This window comes from Nonomuraea sp. NPDC048882 (assembly GCF_040649755.1).
In the GTDB taxonomy this organism is placed as follows: domain Bacteria; phylum Actinomycetota; class Actinomycetes; order Streptosporangiales; family Streptosporangiaceae; genus Nonomuraea; species Nonomuraea maheshkhaliensis.
The window spans coordinates 132,564-150,027 of record NZ_JBEZGB010000017.1 but is presented as its reverse complement, the minus strand read 5'-3'; the positions used below and the strand labels follow the sequence as shown (position 1 = coordinate 150,027).

Below are 17,464 nucleotides of genomic sequence, written 5' to 3'. Positions count from 1 at the left end.
CACTTCCCTCGTTGTCAGGTGCGGCGGCGGGCGGCGACCGCGTTGGCGATCGCGATCAGCACACCGATGCCGAAGATCAGCGTACCCATGACGTTGACCTGCGCCGGGATGCCGGTCTTGACCGCGCCGACGATCCACAGCGGGAACGTCACGGTCGAGCCGTTGACGAAGCTGGTCACCACGTAGTCGTCCACGGACAGCGCGAACGACAACATCGCGCCCGCCAGCACGCCAGGCATGATCGCCGGCAGCGTCACCTGCCGGAACGTGCCCCAAGCCGTCGCCCCCAGGTCCCTGGCCGCCTCCTCCAGCGACGGGTCCAGCGTGACGACCCTGGCCCGTACGGTGACGACCACGAACGACAGCGAGAACAGCACGTGGGAGACGATGATCGTGTTGCCGTCGCGCGGCACGTTGCCGGAGACGAACAGCGACAGCAGGGAGGCGCCCATGACCAGCTCGGGCGTGGAGATGGCGGCGAAGACGAGGAAGTTCGTCACGCCCTTGCCGCGGAAGCGGTGCCGGCCGAGCGCCAGGCCCAGCATGGTGCCGATCACGACCGTGATGACCGTGCTGACCAGGGCGATGACCAGGGTGTTGCGCAGCGCCACGGTCAGGTCGGGGATGTCGAACAGCTCGCCGTACCAGCGCAGGGTGAAGCCCTGCCAGGTGGTGTTGGACTTGCTCCGCTTGTCGTTGAACCCGAACAGGATCATCACGGCGATCGGCGACGACAGCCAGAGGATGACCATCCACGTGTAGAGGTGCAGCAGGCGGTCGCCGAACCTCGCGCCCCTCATCGGGCCGCCGCCTCAAGGACGTTCTCGGTGCCGAGCGCCCGCGCATAGACGAAGATGCCGACCAGCAGCACCGCCATGAGCGTGAACGACAGCGCCGAGGCGGTCGGGTAGTCGAGGTTGGTCAGGTACTCGGTCTGGATGATGTTGCCGATCATCGTGTTGGAGGTGCCGCCGAGGATGGCCGCGTTGATCGGGTCGGCCGTCGCGGGCACGAACGTCATCAGTACCCCGGCGAACACGCCCGGCAGCGACAGCGGCAGCACCACCCGGCGGAAGGCCGCCGCCCGGGTCGCGTACAGGTCCTGCGCCGCCTCCACGACCCGCGGGTCCACCCGTTCGAGCGCCACGTAGATCGGCAGGATCATGAACGGCAGGAAGTTGTACGTCAGCCCGCCGACCACGGCGAACGTGGTGGCCAGCACGTGGAAGTCGGCCGGCAGCAGCCCCCAGTCCTTCAGCGTGCCGAACAGGATGCCGTTGTCCGACAGCAGGAAGTTCCACGAGATCGTGCGCAGTACGAACGAGACGAAGAACGGCAGCAGGAGCAGGAAGAGGTAGACGGACTTGCGGTGACCCGCCTTGAACGCGATCCAGTACGCCACCGGATACCCGATGACCAGCATGGCCACCGTGGCCAGCCCGCCGTAGAGCAGCGAGCGCAGCAGCTGGGGGCTGTAGGTGCCGATCGCGTCGGCGTAGTTGGAGAAGCTGAAGGTCATGGCGAAGCCGTCGATGGCGTTGCCGGTCTGCAGCGACACCGACGCCATCGCGGCCATGGGCACGACCAGGAAGATCGCCAGCCACATCCAGCTCGGCAGCGCGAGCAGGTAGGGGGTGAGCCGCCGCATCGCGCTAGGCCTGGGTGATGGACTGGAAGATCGGGTTGAACACCTGCTCCTGCTGGGTGGTGAGCTGGGTGTAGGAGCGCAGCTTGGCGTAGTCGGCCTCGGTGGGGAACATGAGCGGGCTGTCCACCATGTCCTCCAGGGCCTTCTTGTCCGCGCCCTTGGCCGTCTTCGCCTTCTCCCGCAGCAGGTCCTGCACGGCCGGGACGGGCGTGACGAACTGGATGAACTCGTCGAGCTCGGCGGCCACGGCCGGCTGGTAGAGGTAGTCCATCAGCATGAGGGCGTCCACCGGGTTGGCCGCGCCCTTGGGGATCAGCATGTTGTCGGTCCAGATCGTGCCGCCCTCTTCCGGGACGATGAACTTGACCGGTTCGCCGGCGAGCTGGCGCTGGAAGACGTCGCCCGACCAGGCCATGCTCAGCCAGATGTCGCCCTTGGACACCGCATCGATATACGACTGATCATAATATTTCCGGACAATTCCGGCGTCGCGTTGCGCCTTGAGCTTCTCGCCGGCCTTCTTCCAGTCGGCCTCGGTCGACTTCTCCGGATCGATGCCCAGCGCGATCATGCCGAAGTTGCCGATCTCCTGCGCGTCGGACATCATCCCGACCCGCCCCTTGTACTTGGCGTCGAACAGCGACTCGATGCTGGTGATGTCCTCTTTGACGTACTCGGTGTTGTACGCGATCCCGGTCACCCCCGACGTGTACGGAACCGTGTACTTGTTCCCGGGGTCGTAGGCCCGCTCCTTGTACTTCTGCCCGGCGTTGGCCTGGAAGTTCGGCAGCTTCGACTGATCGAGCGCCACCACGTAGCCCAGCTCGATCATGTGCTGGAGCTGGATGCCGTTGGTCATGACCACGATGTCGTAGCCCAGCGACTGCCCGGCCCGCAGCACGGGATCGGCCTTGCCGAAGAACTCGGCGTTCTCCTGGATGACCTCTTTGTACTCGTAGGAGATGCCGGTGTCCTTCTTGAACCGCTCCAGCGGTCCCTTGTCCTCCGGCATGTACTCGGGCCAGTTGGCGAAGACGACCTTGCCGTTCTTGGTCTGCTTGGACCAGTAGTCCGCCACGGCGTCGGCCTTGGGCGGCGCCACCTTCTGCCCCTGCACGCCACAGGCGGCCAGGGCGAGACCGGCGGCGGAGAAGCCGGCCAGCCTGAAGACGTCACGACGGGTGCGGGGCTGCGTCATTCCACGCATGAAGGGGTTCATGAGGGGGTGTCAACTTCCAATCACGTACGAGTGCTGCGCCTGCCACGACAGCCACACGGAGTCGCCCCGCTCCGCCGTCGCCGTCGCGTCATGCGCGTTCTGCTGGAAAACCGTCATCTCGGCCCCGTCGGCGAGACGCACGGCGTAGCTGTTGTAGGTGCCCAGATAGACGACTTCGGCCACCGTTCCGCGCACGGCGCTCGATCCGCGCGCGGGCTCCTCGGTGCCGATGGTGATCTTCTCCGGCCGTACGGTCACCGTCACGTCGCCGTCGTGACCGGGCACCAGCACCCGGCCGCCCGCGATCTTCAGCTCACCGGCGGTCGCGGCGCCGGTGAGCAGGTTGGAGGTGCCGATGAAGCCGGCCACGAAGGCGGTCGCGGGCCGCTCGTAGATCTCGTGCGGCCCGCCCAGCTGCTCGACCAGGCCGTCGTTCATGACGGCGATCCGGTCGCTCATGGTCAGCGCCTCGCTCTGGTCGTGCGTGACGTAGACGAAGGTGATGCCGACCTCGCGCTGGATGCGCTTGAGCTCGATCTGCATGGCCTGGCGCAGCTTGAGGTCGAGCGCCCCGAGCGGCTCGTCGAGCAGCAGCGCCCGCGGCCGGTTGACCAGCGCCCTGGCCAGGGCCACGCGCTGCTGCTGGCCGCCGGACATCTGACGCGGCATGCGCTTCTCCCGGCCGGCCAGGTCGACGATCTCCAGCATCTCGCCGACCCTCCGCTTGACCTCCTCCTGTGACGTCTTACGCTGCTTGAGCCCGAAGGCGACGTTGTCCCAGACGCTCATGTGCGGGAAGAGCGCGTAGGACTGGAAGACCATGTTGACGTCGCGCTTGTTCGGCGGGACGTTCGTGACGTCCTGGCCGAGCAGGCGGATCAGGCCCTTCGACGGCGCCTCGAAACCGGCGATCATCCGCATGGTCGTGGTCTTGCCGCAACCGGACGGCCCGAGGAGGGAGAAGAACTCCCCCTCGGGGATGTCCAGGCTCACGCCCTTGACCGCCTGGACGACCTCGCCATGCGAGTGGTACTCCTTGACGACGTCTTCAAGCTCGATCGCACTCAGCTCGGTCATCCCAGGATTTTTCCTTTTACTCGCCGATGTAGTGCATGACGTGCTTCACCCGGATGTAGTCGTGCAGGCCGAACACCGACAGGTCCTTGCCGTACCCGGAGTGCTTGAAGCCGCCGTGCGGCATCTCCGAGACGAACGGGATGTGGGTGTTGACCCACACCACGCCGAATTCGAGCCGGTTCGACATGCGCATCGCGCGGCCGTGGTCGGAGGTCCACACCGAGCCGCTCAGGCCGTACTTCACGTCGTTGGCCTTGGCCAGCGCGTCGGCCTCGTCGGTGAACGTCTGGACGGTGATCACGGGGCCGAAGACCTCGTTCTGCACCATCTCGTCGTCCTGGCGCAGGCCGTCGACGATGGTCGGGGCGAAGAAGTAGCCCTTGTCGCCCACGCGGTGACCGCCGGTGAGGACCTTGGCGTGCGCGGGGACCCGCTCGATGAAGCCCTGCACCTTGGCGAGCTGGCTCTCGTTGTTGAGCGGGCCGTAGAGCGCGTCCTCGTCGTCCAGGCCGCCGGTGACCGTACCGGCCGCGGCCTCGGTGAGCGCGGCCACGAACTCGTCGTGCACGCTCTCCTGCACGAGCACCCGGCAGGCGGCCGTGCAGTCCTGGCCGGCGTTGTAGAGGCCGGCGGTGGCGATGTCGGCGGCGGCCCGGCCCAGGTCCTTGACGTCCTCGAACACCACGACCGGCGCCTTGCCGCCGAGCTCCAGGTGCACCCGCTTGAGGTCGTCGGCGGCGCTCTTGGCGACCGACATGCCCGCGCCGACCGAGCCCGTGATGGCCACCATCGCGGCCGTCGGGTGGCTCACGACCAGGGCGCCGGTCTCGCGGTCGCCGGTGACGACGTTGAACACGCCCGCCGGCAGCACCTCGCCGATGATCTCGGCCAGCTTCAGCGTGGAGACGGGCGTGGTGTCGGACGGCTTGAGCACGATCGTGTTGCCCGCCGCCAGCGCGGGGGCGATCTTCCAGACCGCCATCATCATCGGGTAGTTCCACGGCGTGACCTGGCCGATGACGCCGATCGGCTCGTGCCTGATCACGCTGGTGTGCTCGGCCAGGAACTCGCCCGCCGTGGGGCCCTCCAGCGTACGCGCCGCGCCCGCGAAGAAGCGGAAGTGGTCGGCGGCGATCGGAGTCTCGTCCTCGGCCATGCGAGCGCGTGGCTTGCCGGTGTTACGGCACTCGGCCTCGTTGATCTCATCGGCTCGCGCGTCGATCGCGTCGGCCACCTTGAGCAGCAGGTTGGCCCGCTCACCCGGGGTGGTCCCGCCCCACGCCACGAACGCGGCCGCCGCGGCGGCGTAGGCGCTGTCGATGTCCTCGGGCCCGGAGACAGGAGCCTGGACGTAGGCCTCCCCCGTGCACGGATCGATGATGTCGGAGAACCGGCCGCTCTTGGCGTCCACGAACTCACCGTTGATGAAGTTCTGCAGACGGGGTGTCATGCGCCCTCCTGATGAGGTGGCTGAGATGCCGCGACTCTGACAGAGCGACAGCATCCGGACAAGGGATTTCGTGGCGAAGATATCAAATTGCTACGAATTCGCTTGACAGACCACCGAGAACTGACAACATGTCGCACCAGGACGGCAACCCAGCGGGAACGCCCGCGTAACGCCGGACCAGTAGGAGGAATCCTCTCGATGACGACGCCGCCGCGCGTACGCAGAAACAGCGCCAGCACCGGCACCGTCGTGCTCGACGACCTGTCCAAGCAGATCATCGAGCAGCTGCAGAACGACGGGCGGATGCCGTACGCGGCGATCGGAAAGGCGGTGGGCCTGTCGGAGGCCGCCGTCCGCCAGCGCGTCCAGCGACTGCAGGACGCCGGCGTGATGCAGATCGTGGCCGTCACCGACCCGCTCACCCTGGGCTTCCCCCGCCAGGCCATGATCGGCGTCAACTGCGAGGGCGACCTGGAGTCGGTGGCGGACGAGCTGTCGGCCATCGACGAGATCGACTACGTGGTGCTCACCGCCGGGTCCTTCGACGTGATCGTCGAGGTGGTGTGCGAGGGCGACGGCCACCTGCTGGAGATCCTCAGCAAGATCCGCGCCATCCCGGCGGTACGCGCCACCGAGTCGTTCGTGTACCTGAAACTACGCAAGCAGACGTATTCGTGGGGCACCCGCTAGAAGCGAGTTCGACTGGAGGACGGCCCCTTCTCCGCCCTCCATCCGGGTGTGCTGTCAGCCGACTCGGCTAACCGAAAACGTCTTCCATCGATTTAGCATCCATGGCTCGCCTGAACCAGCCCTTCAGGATCACCACATCGCGACACGTCTGGACGCGCTTGTACACCTCTTCGGGCACGGCGATCCCTCGCACGCCCAGGACCCTGAGCACCGACGACGCCATATCCGCGGCTATGACCTTGAGCATTCCCTCGGCCCTGCCCTGCGCGAGGAGGCATTCGGCCCATTCGCCTTGGTACGCATAGGCCATCGCACTGAATTCGGGATCTACCTTTGTATCGCTCAAAGGAAGAGCTCCTCGACCGAGGAGCCCTTGAGGGCCCGCTCGAACCAGTTGTCCAGAGTCGCCTCGTCCCGACAGTCCATGACGCGCTCGCGCACATCCTCGGGTACCGCCTGTCCCTGCGAGTCGAGGAGCTTGAGCACCAACTCCGCCTTACCCGCGGCCTTGCCTTCGACCTTGCCCTCGGCCTTGAGGCTTTCGGCGTATACGCCCTGGTAGGGATAGGTCTTCGTGTTCATACCTCGGCCCCATTCTTCCTGAGCGTCACCTTCCAGTGACAGGGTGATGTATCGAGCATACCGATAGGCGGTCTCTCGATCGATGGTGTCCAGCGCCGCTTGTACCGCAGCGGTGATTTCACCGAATCGCGGATGCTCGCTCTGCGTGACGACCGAGACGACCGCCAGCCCGATGTTCTCCGCCGCCTGGCGGGCATCCGTGATCACCGGCGTGTTGCCTTCATGGATGACCAGGGGCTTCAGGACGAGCCCTGGATGGCCGGTGGGGATGTCGCCGCCCGCCCACTTCGCGATCTTGCCCTTGGGGCAGATGACGACCAGGCAGGCCGGGCATCTCTCGCGCGCCCGCAGGTTCGCGATGTATTCCAGCCACGCATAGCGCTTGGTCTCGTCCTCCGCGCGCTGCGTCTCGACGATGACGCCGAGCTTGTCTTCCTTCTCCTCCCCGTACAGGATGGCGCCGTCGGCGCGGCAGACGCCGGGGTCTGCCTCCGAGAGGTCGGGCGAGGCGAGGCGTGCCGCGCCCGACGGTTACATTACTACGTGCGTTCGATTCATTACTCAGAGTTTGCGGAACTGGATCGTCACGATCTCCCAGGCGTCCAGAGGCAGGCGCACCGCGCCTTCCGTGATCTCGATCGGGTCGCCGGGGCGGCCGCGCAGGTCCGCGTGCCGGGCGGCCACCAGGTCGCCGCAGATGACGGCCTCGGTGGGGTTCGGGGTGAGGGCGACGACGCGGAGCTCGTGCCAGCCGTCGCGCTCGCGCAGCGAGGTCATCGCCACACCGTGGCCCGTCACCGAGACCCCGGTCCCCATCTCGGGCAGCGGCAGGAACGGCTCGCCCTGGCCGGGCACCACCAGCAGGTCGTGCCGGAAGGACTCGGCCGCGGGCACGACCTCCTCCCACGAGCGTCCGTACGGCATCAGCGCCAGCTCCACCGTGCGCAGCCCGCGGGACTGGGCGGCGGGGGTCGGCAGCTGGGGCCCGGCCGGCTCGGGGCGCAGGACGTTGCGGTTGCGGGACAGGTAGCCGACCGAGCGGAGCAGCGTCAGGGCCAGCTCCGTGCCCCCGTCGATCACCTCGTACTCGGTCACGTGCTCCAGCAGCGCGGCCACGCCGCCCGCGGCCACCCAGGAGGAGGCGGGGAAGGTGGGCAGCGGCTCCTCGCCGCAGCCGCCCTCGGAGGTGAGGCCACGGGTGACGACCGCGAACTGCCCTTCGGCGTGCGACTCGGCCGCCTTCTCCGGCAGGGGGATGTGCAGGCGTACGCGGTGGTCGTCGCAGCGGTTGTCGAACTCGACCCGCAGGCGCACGAACGGCTCGCCGGCGCGCAGTTCGACGCGGGTGTTGACGACGATCTCCTCAAGCCTGGAGCTGCGCGTGATGGCGGGGATCTCCGGGCTTTCCTGCGACTTCTCCGCCGAGGCGGGCCAGTTGTAGACGCGCTTGACGTTGACCGCGGCGATCAGCGGCCCGGCGATGATCGACTCGATCTCGACCAGCTCCGCCTCCGTCACCTCCTGGTCGGCCAGCGGTGGCGCGTAGTTGTAGGTGTCGCCCACGTCGCCGCGGTTGACGATGCGTCCGGCGCCGGTGACGGTGGTGCCGTCCTCGCCGACCAGGGTCAGCGTGCCGTCGCGGGCGATCATGACCCGGAGCAGGCCGTTGTCCAGCACCTCCTCGTCGCCGCGCACCGGCAGGGGCGCGGAGTCGGAGCTGAGCCAGCAGGCCGGGTGGTGCTCGCGCAGGCTGCGGCCCTCGGGGTCGCTGGGCGGGCCGTAGACCTGGTCGCGGGGAGCGGGGCGGACGCTCGTGTGGCCGAGCGGGGGGACCCCGACCAGGGCCGCGACCGTGCGCCGGGGCTCGGCCTCGATGCGGACGCGGGTCACGCCGTCGATGGAGCGGCGCAGTTCGTCCATGTCGACGAGCTCGGACGTCTCCCGCGCCACCGTGAACGTGAGCGTCCCGTCCTTGACCGACCAGCGGGTGATCTGCTGCCCGTACAGCTCGGTGCCGTGGACGAAGGTCAGCGCCGTGGCGGGGTCCATGGTCTCGTCGAGCAGCAGCGTGGCGGCGTACTCCAGCGGCTGCGTGGGCACGGGCCGGCCGGCCGGGTCGATCAGCGGGTCGGTGCCCGCCACGTCCACGACGACGACGCCCTGCCGGGCGGCCGGCGTCGGGTTGACGACGAGCGCCGCGTCGGACGGGACGGAGCGCGCGAGCCGGGCGGTCACCATGTCGCGCACGGCCTGGCCGAGGTGCTCGGCCTCGGCGATGCGGGCGGCGACCTGCTGGGCGGTCTCGTCGACGCCGCAGCCGGTCACGGAGTCGTGGCCGCTGGCGTCCACCAGCCGCCACCACGCCATGTCGAGGAAGCGGCCTGGCCACTCCTCGCCCCAGAGGGCGGCCAGCGGCTCGGCGTAGCGCTCGACCATCCGCTCGGCCCGGCCCATGGCCTGCTTGACGTGGGCGCGGATGGAGATGACGCCGGGCAGGATGTTGGCCCTGGCGTGGGAGCGCAGCTCGCCGTGCACCTCGGGCAGGCCCTCGACGTCACCGCTGTACGCGCCGATGTAGCCGGACAGGGTGTCCATGCGGGCGTCGATGGCGGTGACCATGTCCGGCAGCCCGCGTACGGGGGCGGAGTGGTCGGTGCCGTACATGGCGAGCAGCGAGCCCTCGGGACCGTGCCATTCGCGCATGGTCGTGACGAAGGACGCCGCCCGCTCCTTCAGCCCCTCGGTGTCGGAGAACAGGTGGGCGCCGTTGCCGTAGCCGCCCGCGGGAAGGTACTGGGTGCGCAGCGCGGTGCCGTCGGGGGCGACCCAGGCGAAGGCGTCGGTGGTGACGGAGGACGGGACGCCGCGGTAGACGCAGGCGTGCAGCAGCCCGGCCTTGCGCAGGATCTGCGGCATCTGGGCGGTGTGGCCGAACATGTCCGGCAGGTAGCCGACCGGCATGGCGCCGCCGAGCTTGTCCGCCCTGGCCATGCCCAGCTCCAGGTTGCGGATGATGTTCTCGCCCGAGCACAGGAACTCGTCGAGCAGGATCTGCCACGGCCCCACGGCCAGCCGCCCCGACTCGACCAGGGCGGCCAGGCGGTCGCGGTTCTCCGGGCGCACCTCCAGGTAGTCGTCCACGCAGGCGAGCTGCCCGTCGAGGGTGAAGTGGTAGGCGGGCTCGCGTTCCATCGTGTCGAGCACCTCGTCCAGCAGCGCGACCAGGCGCAGCCGGAAGCGCTGGAAGGGTTCGTACCACTCCCGGTCCCAGTGCGTGTGCGGTACGACGACGATCTCCTTGCTCACGCTGCCTCCCCTCCAATGGGCAGATCATGCTGCAGGGCGTAGCGGGCCGCGATCCGCTGCGCCGTGACGATGTCCTCGAGCCCGCCGCCCGCGTCGGTGAGGGGCGGCTTGCCATCGTTCACGTAAGCATGAAAGGCCGCGAGCTGTACTTCGAACGCCTCAGTCACTTCGCGCCAATGTGCCCGGCTCTCCGCGTCGGACACCACGGTCAGCGTGGTCGGCGCGTTCATCAGGTACGGCGAGGGGAAGACCAGTTCGAGCGAGCCGCGATCGTGATGGATCGCCACGGTCTCGCGGTAGGCGGGATAGTCCTCCAGGTAGTGCCAGCGCAGGGAGAACCTGCCCCGGACCGGCAGCGGCCCCGAGATCTCGATGGAGCCGGGGGCGGCGCCCCACGTCTCGACGTACGAGATCTCCTGGGGCGAGCCGGTGAACCGGCGCAGGAGCGACAGATCGTGGCAGATGGAGCCGAGCGCCACCCCGTACAGGTTCCTGACCGATTCGGGGGCCGCCTCGCCGAGCGCCTTCGACACCAGATCGTGCTCGGCCGCCCGCAGGGAGGCGAGCAGTCCGGGGTCGACGTCGCGGGCCTGGGCCAGGTTCGCGAAGGCGAGCTGCGACTCCCCGCTCGGGTGCAGCACGGTGACCTCGACCGCGCGGATCGCCTCGGGGCCGCCGAGCGCGGCCAGCGCCTCCTCGGCCCGGCGTACGGCGGGGTCGTACTGCTTCATGTAGCCGACCATCAACCGCCCTTCGGGCAGCGCGGCCACCTCGGCCCTGGTCAGCGCGAGCGGCTTCTCGCAGAGCACGGCGTAGCCGGCGGCCAGCGCCTTCCTGACGGTCTCGCCGTGCGAGCCGGAGGCCAGCACGACGACGGCCTCGAAGCCGCCGGCGGCGAGCAGGTCGTCCACCGACGTGTATCGTCCGGCGGCGCCCAGCCGGTCGCCCACGGCGTCGGCGAGCGTGCGTGACAGGTCGCAGACGGCGGTCACCTCGAACAGGTCACGCCGCCGCGACAGCAACGGTACGTAGACCGCCTGGGTGACGGCCCCGCACCCCACAAGCGCGATTCTCAAAGTCCCAAGTCCTTCAGCATCTGACGGTTGGCCGCCTGGTCGGCGATGTTCTGGGCGACCGAGCGGCGGCCGGGCAGGGTGTCCTGCTCGATGATGATCCAGCCCTCGTAGTCGATCTCGTCCAGCGTCCGCACCACGGCGGGCAGGTCCAGCTCGCCCTCGCCGAGCCGGGCGAACCCGCCGCGGCCCATGAGCTCGCGCAGGTCCACGCCGTCGGCCAGGGCCTGGGCCAGGATCTTCGTGTCGCCGTCCTTGATGTGCACATGATCGACCCGGCCCGCCCAGGCGCGCAGGCACTCGACCGGGTCGCCCCCGGCCAGCAGCAGGTGGCCGGTGTCGAGGCACAGGTGCACGTCGGTCAGCTCCAGCAGGCGTTCGACGTCCTGCGGCGTCTCGACGTACGTGCCGAGGTGGTGATGGAAGGCGGGCTCGAAGCCGCGCTCCCTGCACCGGTCGGTGGCCTCCTGGATGCGGGCGGCGTAGCCGGGCCAGTCGGAGGCGGGCAGTCCTGGAACGCTCCCGCCGGGGCGGGCGAAGCGCTCGGCGGAGCTGGAGCAGGCCAGCGTGGGCCGCGGCGGCAGGTCTCCTGCCGGGGCGGCGGCGAACACGTCGAGCGCCGCCTCCAGCGCGGGCAGCCCGCTCGCGTACGCGTCCTCGTCCTCGTAACGCAGGTCCACCCAGCCGCCGGCCAGCAGCAGCCCGGCACCGGCCAGCCGGTCGGTCAGCTCGGAGCCGGTGCCCAGGTAGCCGATGGGGCCCGAGTCGATGCCCTCGTAGCCGGCGTCGGCCAGCGCGCGGACCATCTCGTCGGGGGTGAGCGGCGGCGGGGCGTCGCTCAGCTCGAAGACGCCGAAGCTCACGGGGGCGTTGGCGATTTTCCTCACGCGCATAGGGCGATCACCTCGTTCTCGTAGGTTTCCAGCCGGTGCCGTCCGCCGGTCGCCGGCAGCAGCGCGCGGTCGCCGCGCACCACCTGGCGGGTGCCGTCGGGGCGCACCAGCACCAGGCCGTCGGCGTCGAGCGCGAGCAGTTCGTCGCCCAGCCTGAGCAGCAGCGGCGCGTCGGGGCCGGCGGAGACGGCGGTGCGCCCGGCCCGTACGCCGTCGAGCACGGCGCCGGTGTCCTCGGCCAGCACCCAGGTCGTGGGCGCGCCGGGCAGCCCGTCGTTGCCGTGCTTGTGGAAGTCGCTGCCGCCGATCACGATCAGGTCGTCGCGCCAGGCGTCGGCCCAGGCCAGCGGGGCGCCCCAGCGGCGGTCCCACCAGCCGGAGTGCCACACCTCGGCGATCGGGGGGCGGCGCTCTAGCGGCTGCAGCCAGGCGCAGTCGCCGCCGAGCGGATGGTTGATCGACATGAGGCCGCCCGCGCGCTCGGCGTGGTCGAGCCAGGAGTCGGGGGCCTTTCTGAAGTCGACCCAGCCGACGTCGCCGAACACGTTGGCGTGGCCGCGGTCGGTGGTGACCTCCTGGCCGGGGATGAGCGTGATGTCGCGGCCGGTCTTGGCCAGCCAGGGGTGGTGGCTGACCGTGTTGTGGTCGGTGACGGCCAGGAAGTCGAGGCCGCGCCCGTGGGCCAGTTCGGCCAGCTCGGGGATGGTCAGGCTGCCGTCGCTGTGCAGGGTGTGGGCGTGGAAGTCGCCGGCGTACCAGCGCAGGCCGTCCACGGCGGGGATGTCCCTGCGGGGCGGGCGCTCGCCGTGCGGCGGCTCCTCGGCCACGGGCTCGGGCGGGGCGACGCGCTCGGTCGTGATCTCCAGCGTGTAGTCCAGCCCCTGCGGCGGGATCCGGTGCAGGCGCAGCCAGACGTGCCACGTGCCCGCCTCGGGCTCGCCCGGCAGGTAGCCGGGGGTGGCCCAGTCGCGGGTGATCGTGTACTCGTCGCGGGCGCCGCCCGACCAGCCGCGATAGCCGTCCGGCGCGTCGCAGCCGAGGTCGAGCACGCCTTGCGACCTGTCGTACGACAGCTTCACGTGCACGGAGGCGGTCCCGGCCGGCACCTCGAACGGCACCTCGCGCAGGATGCGCTCCAGCCGGTCGTCCAGTGTCCAGTGGCCTCTCACACCAGTTCTCCGTCCAGGTAGACGAGGGCGCGGTCGCGCCTGGGCACCGCGTAGCCGTCGTCGCCCACGGCGGGCTCGCTGCCCTCAGGGACGACGGCCTGCACGTTCACGTCGTTGACGTCGAGGGTCACCAGGTGGGAGGCGCCCAGGTTCTCCACGATGGCCACCTTCCCGCCGAACGCCCCGTCAGCGGGCTCGGCCGAGTACGTCATGTACTCGGGACGCACGCCGTACACGATCTTCCCTCCGTCGGACAGCCGTCCCTCCGCCGCGGCCGGGACCGCGACCTTGCAGCCCGCCACCTCCAGCGTGTCACCTCGTACGACGCCGTCCAGGAGGTTCATCGGCGTGGAGCCGATGAAGCTCGCCACGAAGGTGTTGGCCGGCCGCTGGAACACCTCGGCCGGCGTGCCGATCTGCCGGATGTGCCCCGATTCCATGACCGCCATCCGGTCGGCCATGGCCAGGGCCTCGGCCTGGTCGTGGGTGACGAAGACGGTGGTGACGCCCAGCTCCCGCTGCAGTTTCTTGAGAAACGTGCGTGCCTCCAGCCGCAGCCGCGCGTCCAGGTTGGACAGCGGCTCGTCGAACAGGAACGCCTGCGCCTGCGTGGCCATCACCCGGGCCAGCGCGACCCGCTGCTGCTGGCCGCCGGACAGTTGCCCGGGGCGCCGGTCCATGAGGTGTTCGAGCCCGAGTCGCGCTCCCACCTCGGCGGCCTTGTCGCGGCGGTCGTTCTTGGAGACCTTCTTGATCCGCAGCGGGTAGGCGATGTTGTCCGTGACGTCCATGTGCGGGAAGAGCGCGTAGTCCTGGAACACCATGGCCACGTCCCTGGCGCCCGGCTGCACCCCCGTCACGTCCCGGTCGCCGATGACCACGGCGCCGCCGGTGGCGGTCTCCAGGCCCGCGATCGTGCGCAGCAGCGTGGTCTTGCCGCAGCCGGAGGGGCCGAGCAGGGCGAAGAACTCGCCGTCGGGGATGGCCAGGTCGAGCGCGTCGAGCGCTCTGACCCCGCCGGGGTAGACCTTGGTCAGCCCGCGTAGTTCGATGGCGGCCATTAACGCTTGATCCCTCCGTGGAAGCGGAAGCCGTACTTCTTGCTGACGAACAGGTACATGAGCACCACCGGGATCGAGTAGAGCAGCCCGAAGGTGGACAGCATGCTGAGGTTGGCCTGCCCGCCCTCGGTGTAGAGCGTGTACGTGATCACCGCGGCCGGCTGCTTCTCCACGTCGCTCAGCAGCAGGTACGGCATCAGGAAGTTGCCCCACACGTTGGCCACGGCCCAGACGGCGATGGTCGCGAGGCCGGGCCGCACCAGCGGCACCACCACGTCCCGCACGATCTGCAGCGGCGAGGCCCCGAACACCCGGGCCGACTCCTCGTACGACTTCGGCGTGGAGTCCATGAAGTCCTTGAGCATGAAGATCGCCGCCGGCAGCAGCCCGCCGGTGAGGATGAGGATCAGCCCGAACTGGGAGTCGATCAGGTTCAGCTCCACCGCGAGCTGGAACAGCGGCACCATCGCCGCCGTCCCGGTGATGATCGACGACAGCAGCAGCAACGCGTACAGCAGCGCGTCGCGGCCCGGCAGCCGCACCCGGCTGAGCGCGTACGCGGCCAGCGCCGCGAAGATCACGACGAGCACGGCGGTGCCGGCCGACAGGACGACCGAGTTCCACAGCGACGGCAGCGCGTACGGGTGCTCCAGCACCGCGGTGAAGTTGTCCCAGGTGAAGTCCGGCACCCGCACCTCGTACGTGGGGTCCGAGGTGAACGGCGCCGTCACCAGCCACAGCAGCGGCACGGTGAAGAAGGCCAGCAGCACCGCGATCAGCGTGTAGAACCCGATCCGGCCCAGGACGAAACGCGTCATTTCTTGCTCCGCAGCAGCCGCAGGTAGAACACCGCCACGACCAGGTTGATCAGCAGGATGATCGTGGAGACGGCGGCGCCGTAGCCGAGTTCGCCGCTCTGCAGCGCCACCTTGTACACGTGCACGGCCAGCACCTCGGACTTGCCGTCGGGGCCGCCCGCGGTGAGCAGGAACGGGGTGAAGTCGTTGAACGTCCACAGGCTGATCAGCAGCAGGTTGGTCAGGATGTGGCCCCTGATGTGCGGGAAGACCACGTCCCTGAGCTGCTGCCAGCCGGAGGCGCCGGCCAGGCGGGCGCTCTCCAGGTGGGAGGGGGGCACGTTGCCGAGGGCGGCGCCGTACAACATCATCGAGAAGGCCGTGCCGCGCCACGTGTTGAACACGATGATCGACAGCATCGGATGGTCGAGCAGCCAGGCGAAGCCGGGCAGCCCGAGCAGCGCGTTGAGCGTGCCGCCGTCGCGGTCGAGCAGCGCCACCCACAGGAACGACACGATCGCGCTGGGCAGGATCCAGGCCAGGATGACCAGGCCCTCCACCACGCGCTTGAGCGGGCCACGCCGGTCGCGCAGCAGCCAGGCGATGGCGAAGCCGAGTCCGACCTGCCCGATGACGGCCGAGCCGAGCACGAACTGCACGGTCAGCCAGGTAGAGCTCCAGAACGTGGGGTTGGAGACCGCGTCGAGCAGATTGTCCAGGCCGACGAACTGCGGCTCGGCGGCCGCGGTGCCGGTCAGGCGGTAGTTGGTCAGTCCGAGATAGAGCACCCAGAGAGCGGGGAAGACGAGGAAGACCGCGATGAGCAGCAGGGCCGGCGCCGCGAAGATGCCGGCCCGCGCCTTGCCCAGGCCCGCCGCGTCAGAGCTGTAGCGGGGGGCCTGGGCCTCGTCCTCCGGCCGCGTCTCAGGAGGCGATGTTGCCTGCGCCACCGACGATTCCTTCGAGCTTCTTCTGGTAGTCGGCCGCCGCCTGGTCGGGGGCGGTTCCGCCGACGACCGCGGCGGTCGCCTCCTGCAGCGCCACCGACACCTGCGGGTAGGCGGCGACCGGCGGCCGGTAGGCCGTCAGCGGCAGCACCTTCTCCGAGATGAACGTCAGCAGCGGCTCACCGGCGAGGATCTCCTTGTTGACGTCGGTGCGCGGCGTGATGCGCACGTTGCCGTCCTTGGTCTCCTCCTTCAGCGCCTCCGGCGAGAGCATGAAGGTCAGCAGCTCGAAGGCCTCCTTCGGGTGCTTGGTGTTGGGGTTGACCGTACGCAGCGCGCCACCGGACATGCTGACGAAGTCCTGGCCGCGGATGCCCTTGCCGGGCTCCATGGCCGGGATCATGGCGTATCCGACGACCTGGTCGCGGTCGGCCATCTTGGCCACGCCCGTCTTGGGGTTGACCACGCCGCGCCAGAAGTAGTCGCCCTCCATCAGGATGCCGATCTTGCCGTCGGCGAACTGCTGGAACGACTTGTCGCGGCCCTTGGCCTCCTGCTGGAGCTTGGGGTCGCCGAGGCCGCCGCCGTAGATCTTCTGGTAGAGGCCGAGCGCGTCCTTGAGCGGCTGGGAGGCGCCGCTCCACTTACCGTCCTGCTGCACCTGTCCGCCCGCGCCGGCGAGCAGCGGCAGCACGCCCTGCATGGAGGTGGCCTCGCCCATGGCGGTGCCGGCGTTGATCTGGATCGGCACGGGCACGCCGGACGACTTGAGCTTCGTGCCGGCGTCGAGGACCTCCTGCCAGCTCTTCGGCTGCCAGTCGGCGGGCAATCCTGCCTTGGCGAACAGGGTCTTGTTGAAGTAGAGGACGCGGCCGTCGGTGCCGACGGGCAGGGCGTACCGCTTGCCGTTGAACTGGGCCATCCCCTGTACCGCCTCGGGGATCTGCGACCAGCCGTCCCAGCTGTCGGCCTCGGCCCCTGCCACGTCCGACAGCGGCTTGATGTAGCCGGCCTCGGCGAACTCGCCGGCCCAGATGCTGTCGATGTCGATCACGTCCGCGCCCTTGCCGGACTTGAGGTCCAGGGAGAGCTTGGTCTTGTACTGCTCGTCGTCGACGCCGCTGGGAACGAACTTGACCGTGACGTCCTTGCCCTTGGCCTTCTGGGCCTCTTGGAACTTGGGGATGACCCAGTCGGCGATGAACTTCGCCGCCGCCTCGTTCTTGCCGCCCTGGATGGCGTTCTGGGCGATCGACAGCTCGATCGTGTCACCGCCTCCCCCGGACGACGACGACTGGCCGCAGGCGGCGAGCCCCAGACCGGCTGCGGCGATGACCGCGACCACACCTACCGACCGTTTCCGCAGAGCCATGCAAACCCTCCGACGTGTGCTTTTGGGGAGGAAGCCAGAAGGTCAAATATGTCATGACATACATATGACGTAAAGACCTACCCATTAAGCCCCCAGGCTGGGGACACCAGGCAACATAGCGGACATCCGAATGTCATGACAATATGCCATAGTGGCCCCTCACAGCTCGGCCCCTCTGGA

At 69.1% G+C, this 17,464-nt stretch carries 16 protein-coding genes; 1 reads left to right on the top strand and 15 read right to left on the bottom strand.

Annotated elements, in window-relative coordinates; translation table 11 throughout:
• Positions 1–14 precede the first annotated feature (14 nt).
• From AB0C27_RS44190 to AB0C27_RS44170, 5 genes are read right to left on the bottom strand one after another with little or no spacing between them, the layout of a single operon-like run.
• Positions 15–800, bottom strand: a complete 786-nt coding sequence (locus AB0C27_RS44190) for an ABC transporter permease (protein ID WP_357858015.1) — start codon at positions 798–800, stop codon at positions 15–17.
• On the bottom strand, positions 797–1,648 hold the full coding sequence (locus AB0C27_RS44185) for an ABC transporter permease (protein ID WP_357858011.1): 852 nt from the start codon (positions 1,646–1,648) through the stop codon (positions 797–799). The genes AB0C27_RS44190 and AB0C27_RS44185 overlap by 4 nt, the downstream gene beginning before the upstream one ends.
• A 4-nt stretch (positions 1,649–1,652) precedes the next feature.
• Positions 1,653–2,855, bottom strand: a complete 1,203-nt coding sequence (locus AB0C27_RS44180) for a spermidine/putrescine ABC transporter substrate-binding protein (protein ID WP_357858008.1) — start codon at positions 2,853–2,855, stop codon at positions 1,653–1,655.
• Positions 2,856–2,876: 21 nt separating this feature from the next.
• Complete coding sequence (locus tag AB0C27_RS44175; protein WP_357858006.1) at positions 2,877–3,944, bottom strand: ABC transporter ATP-binding protein; 1,068 nt, start codon at positions 3,942–3,944, stop codon at positions 2,877–2,879.
• Positions 3,945–3,960: 16 nt separating this feature from the next.
• The gene (locus AB0C27_RS44170; protein WP_357858003.1) at positions 3,961–5,394 is read right to left on the bottom strand and encodes a gamma-aminobutyraldehyde dehydrogenase; all 1,434 of its coding nucleotides are present in this window, start codon (positions 5,392–5,394) and stop codon (positions 3,961–3,963) included.
• 198 nt (positions 5,395–5,592) lie between these two features.
• Between AB0C27_RS44170 and AB0C27_RS44165 the strand changes: the two genes are divergently transcribed.
• Positions 5,593–6,084, top strand: a complete 492-nt coding sequence (locus tag AB0C27_RS44165; RefSeq protein ID WP_106252021.1) for an Lrp/AsnC family transcriptional regulator — start codon at positions 5,593–5,595, stop codon at positions 6,082–6,084.
• A 67-nt stretch (positions 6,085–6,151) separates the two neighbouring features.
• Here AB0C27_RS44165 and AB0C27_RS44160 read toward each other — a convergent pair whose 3' ends face one another.
• The 10 genes from AB0C27_RS44160 to AB0C27_RS44115 all read right to left on the bottom strand — a co-directional run bounded on the left by AB0C27_RS44160 (position 6,152) and on the right by AB0C27_RS44115 (position 17,284).
• Positions 6,152–6,430 (bottom strand): hypothetical protein, encoded by a 279-nt coding sequence (locus AB0C27_RS44160; protein WP_357857999.1) that lies wholly within the window; start codon positions 6,428–6,430, stop codon positions 6,152–6,154.
• Positions 6,427–6,873: a hypothetical protein gene (locus AB0C27_RS44155; protein WP_357857996.1), complete on the bottom strand. Its 447-nt coding sequence runs from the start codon at positions 6,871–6,873 to the stop codon at positions 6,427–6,429. The genes AB0C27_RS44160 and AB0C27_RS44155 overlap by 4 nt, the downstream gene beginning before the upstream one ends.
• 354 nt (positions 6,874–7,227) lie before the next feature.
• Positions 7,228–9,972 (bottom strand): glycoside hydrolase family 38 C-terminal domain-containing protein, encoded by a 2,745-nt coding sequence (locus AB0C27_RS44150; RefSeq protein ID WP_357857994.1) that lies wholly within the window; start codon positions 9,970–9,972, stop codon positions 7,228–7,230.
• Positions 9,969–11,048 (bottom strand): Gfo/Idh/MocA family oxidoreductase, encoded by a 1,080-nt coding sequence (locus tag AB0C27_RS44145; RefSeq protein ID WP_357857991.1) that lies wholly within the window; start codon positions 11,046–11,048, stop codon positions 9,969–9,971. Before AB0C27_RS44145 ends, AB0C27_RS44150 begins: the two co-directional genes overlap by 4 nt.
• Positions 11,045–11,938: a TIM barrel protein gene (locus AB0C27_RS44140; protein ID WP_357857988.1), complete on the bottom strand. Its 894-nt coding sequence runs from the start codon at positions 11,936–11,938 to the stop codon at positions 11,045–11,047. Before AB0C27_RS44140 ends, AB0C27_RS44145 begins: the two co-directional genes overlap by 4 nt.
• Positions 11,929–13,107: a CehA/McbA family metallohydrolase gene (locus AB0C27_RS44135; RefSeq protein ID WP_357857986.1), complete on the bottom strand. Its 1,179-nt coding sequence runs from the start codon at positions 13,105–13,107 to the stop codon at positions 11,929–11,931. The genes AB0C27_RS44140 and AB0C27_RS44135 overlap by 10 nt, the downstream gene beginning before the upstream one ends.
• Entirely contained in the window at positions 13,104–14,168 is a 1,065-nt protein-coding gene (locus AB0C27_RS44130; protein WP_357857983.1) for an ABC transporter ATP-binding protein, read from the bottom strand. The genes AB0C27_RS44135 and AB0C27_RS44130 overlap by 4 nt, the downstream gene beginning before the upstream one ends.
• Entirely contained in the window at positions 14,168–14,986 is an 819-nt protein-coding gene (locus tag AB0C27_RS44125) for a carbohydrate ABC transporter permease (protein ID WP_346114413.1), read from the bottom strand. Before AB0C27_RS44125 ends, AB0C27_RS44130 begins: the two co-directional genes overlap by 1 nt.
• Complete coding sequence (locus tag AB0C27_RS44120) at positions 14,983–15,915, bottom strand: sugar ABC transporter permease (RefSeq protein ID WP_357857980.1); 933 nt, start codon at positions 15,913–15,915, stop codon at positions 14,983–14,985. The genes AB0C27_RS44125 and AB0C27_RS44120 overlap by 4 nt, the downstream gene beginning before the upstream one ends.
• The gene (locus AB0C27_RS44115) at positions 15,890–17,284 is read right to left on the bottom strand and encodes an extracellular solute-binding protein (protein WP_357857977.1); all 1,395 of its coding nucleotides are present in this window, start codon (positions 17,282–17,284) and stop codon (positions 15,890–15,892) included. Before AB0C27_RS44115 ends, AB0C27_RS44120 begins: the two co-directional genes overlap by 26 nt.
• Positions 17,285–17,464 lie beyond the last annotated feature (180 nt).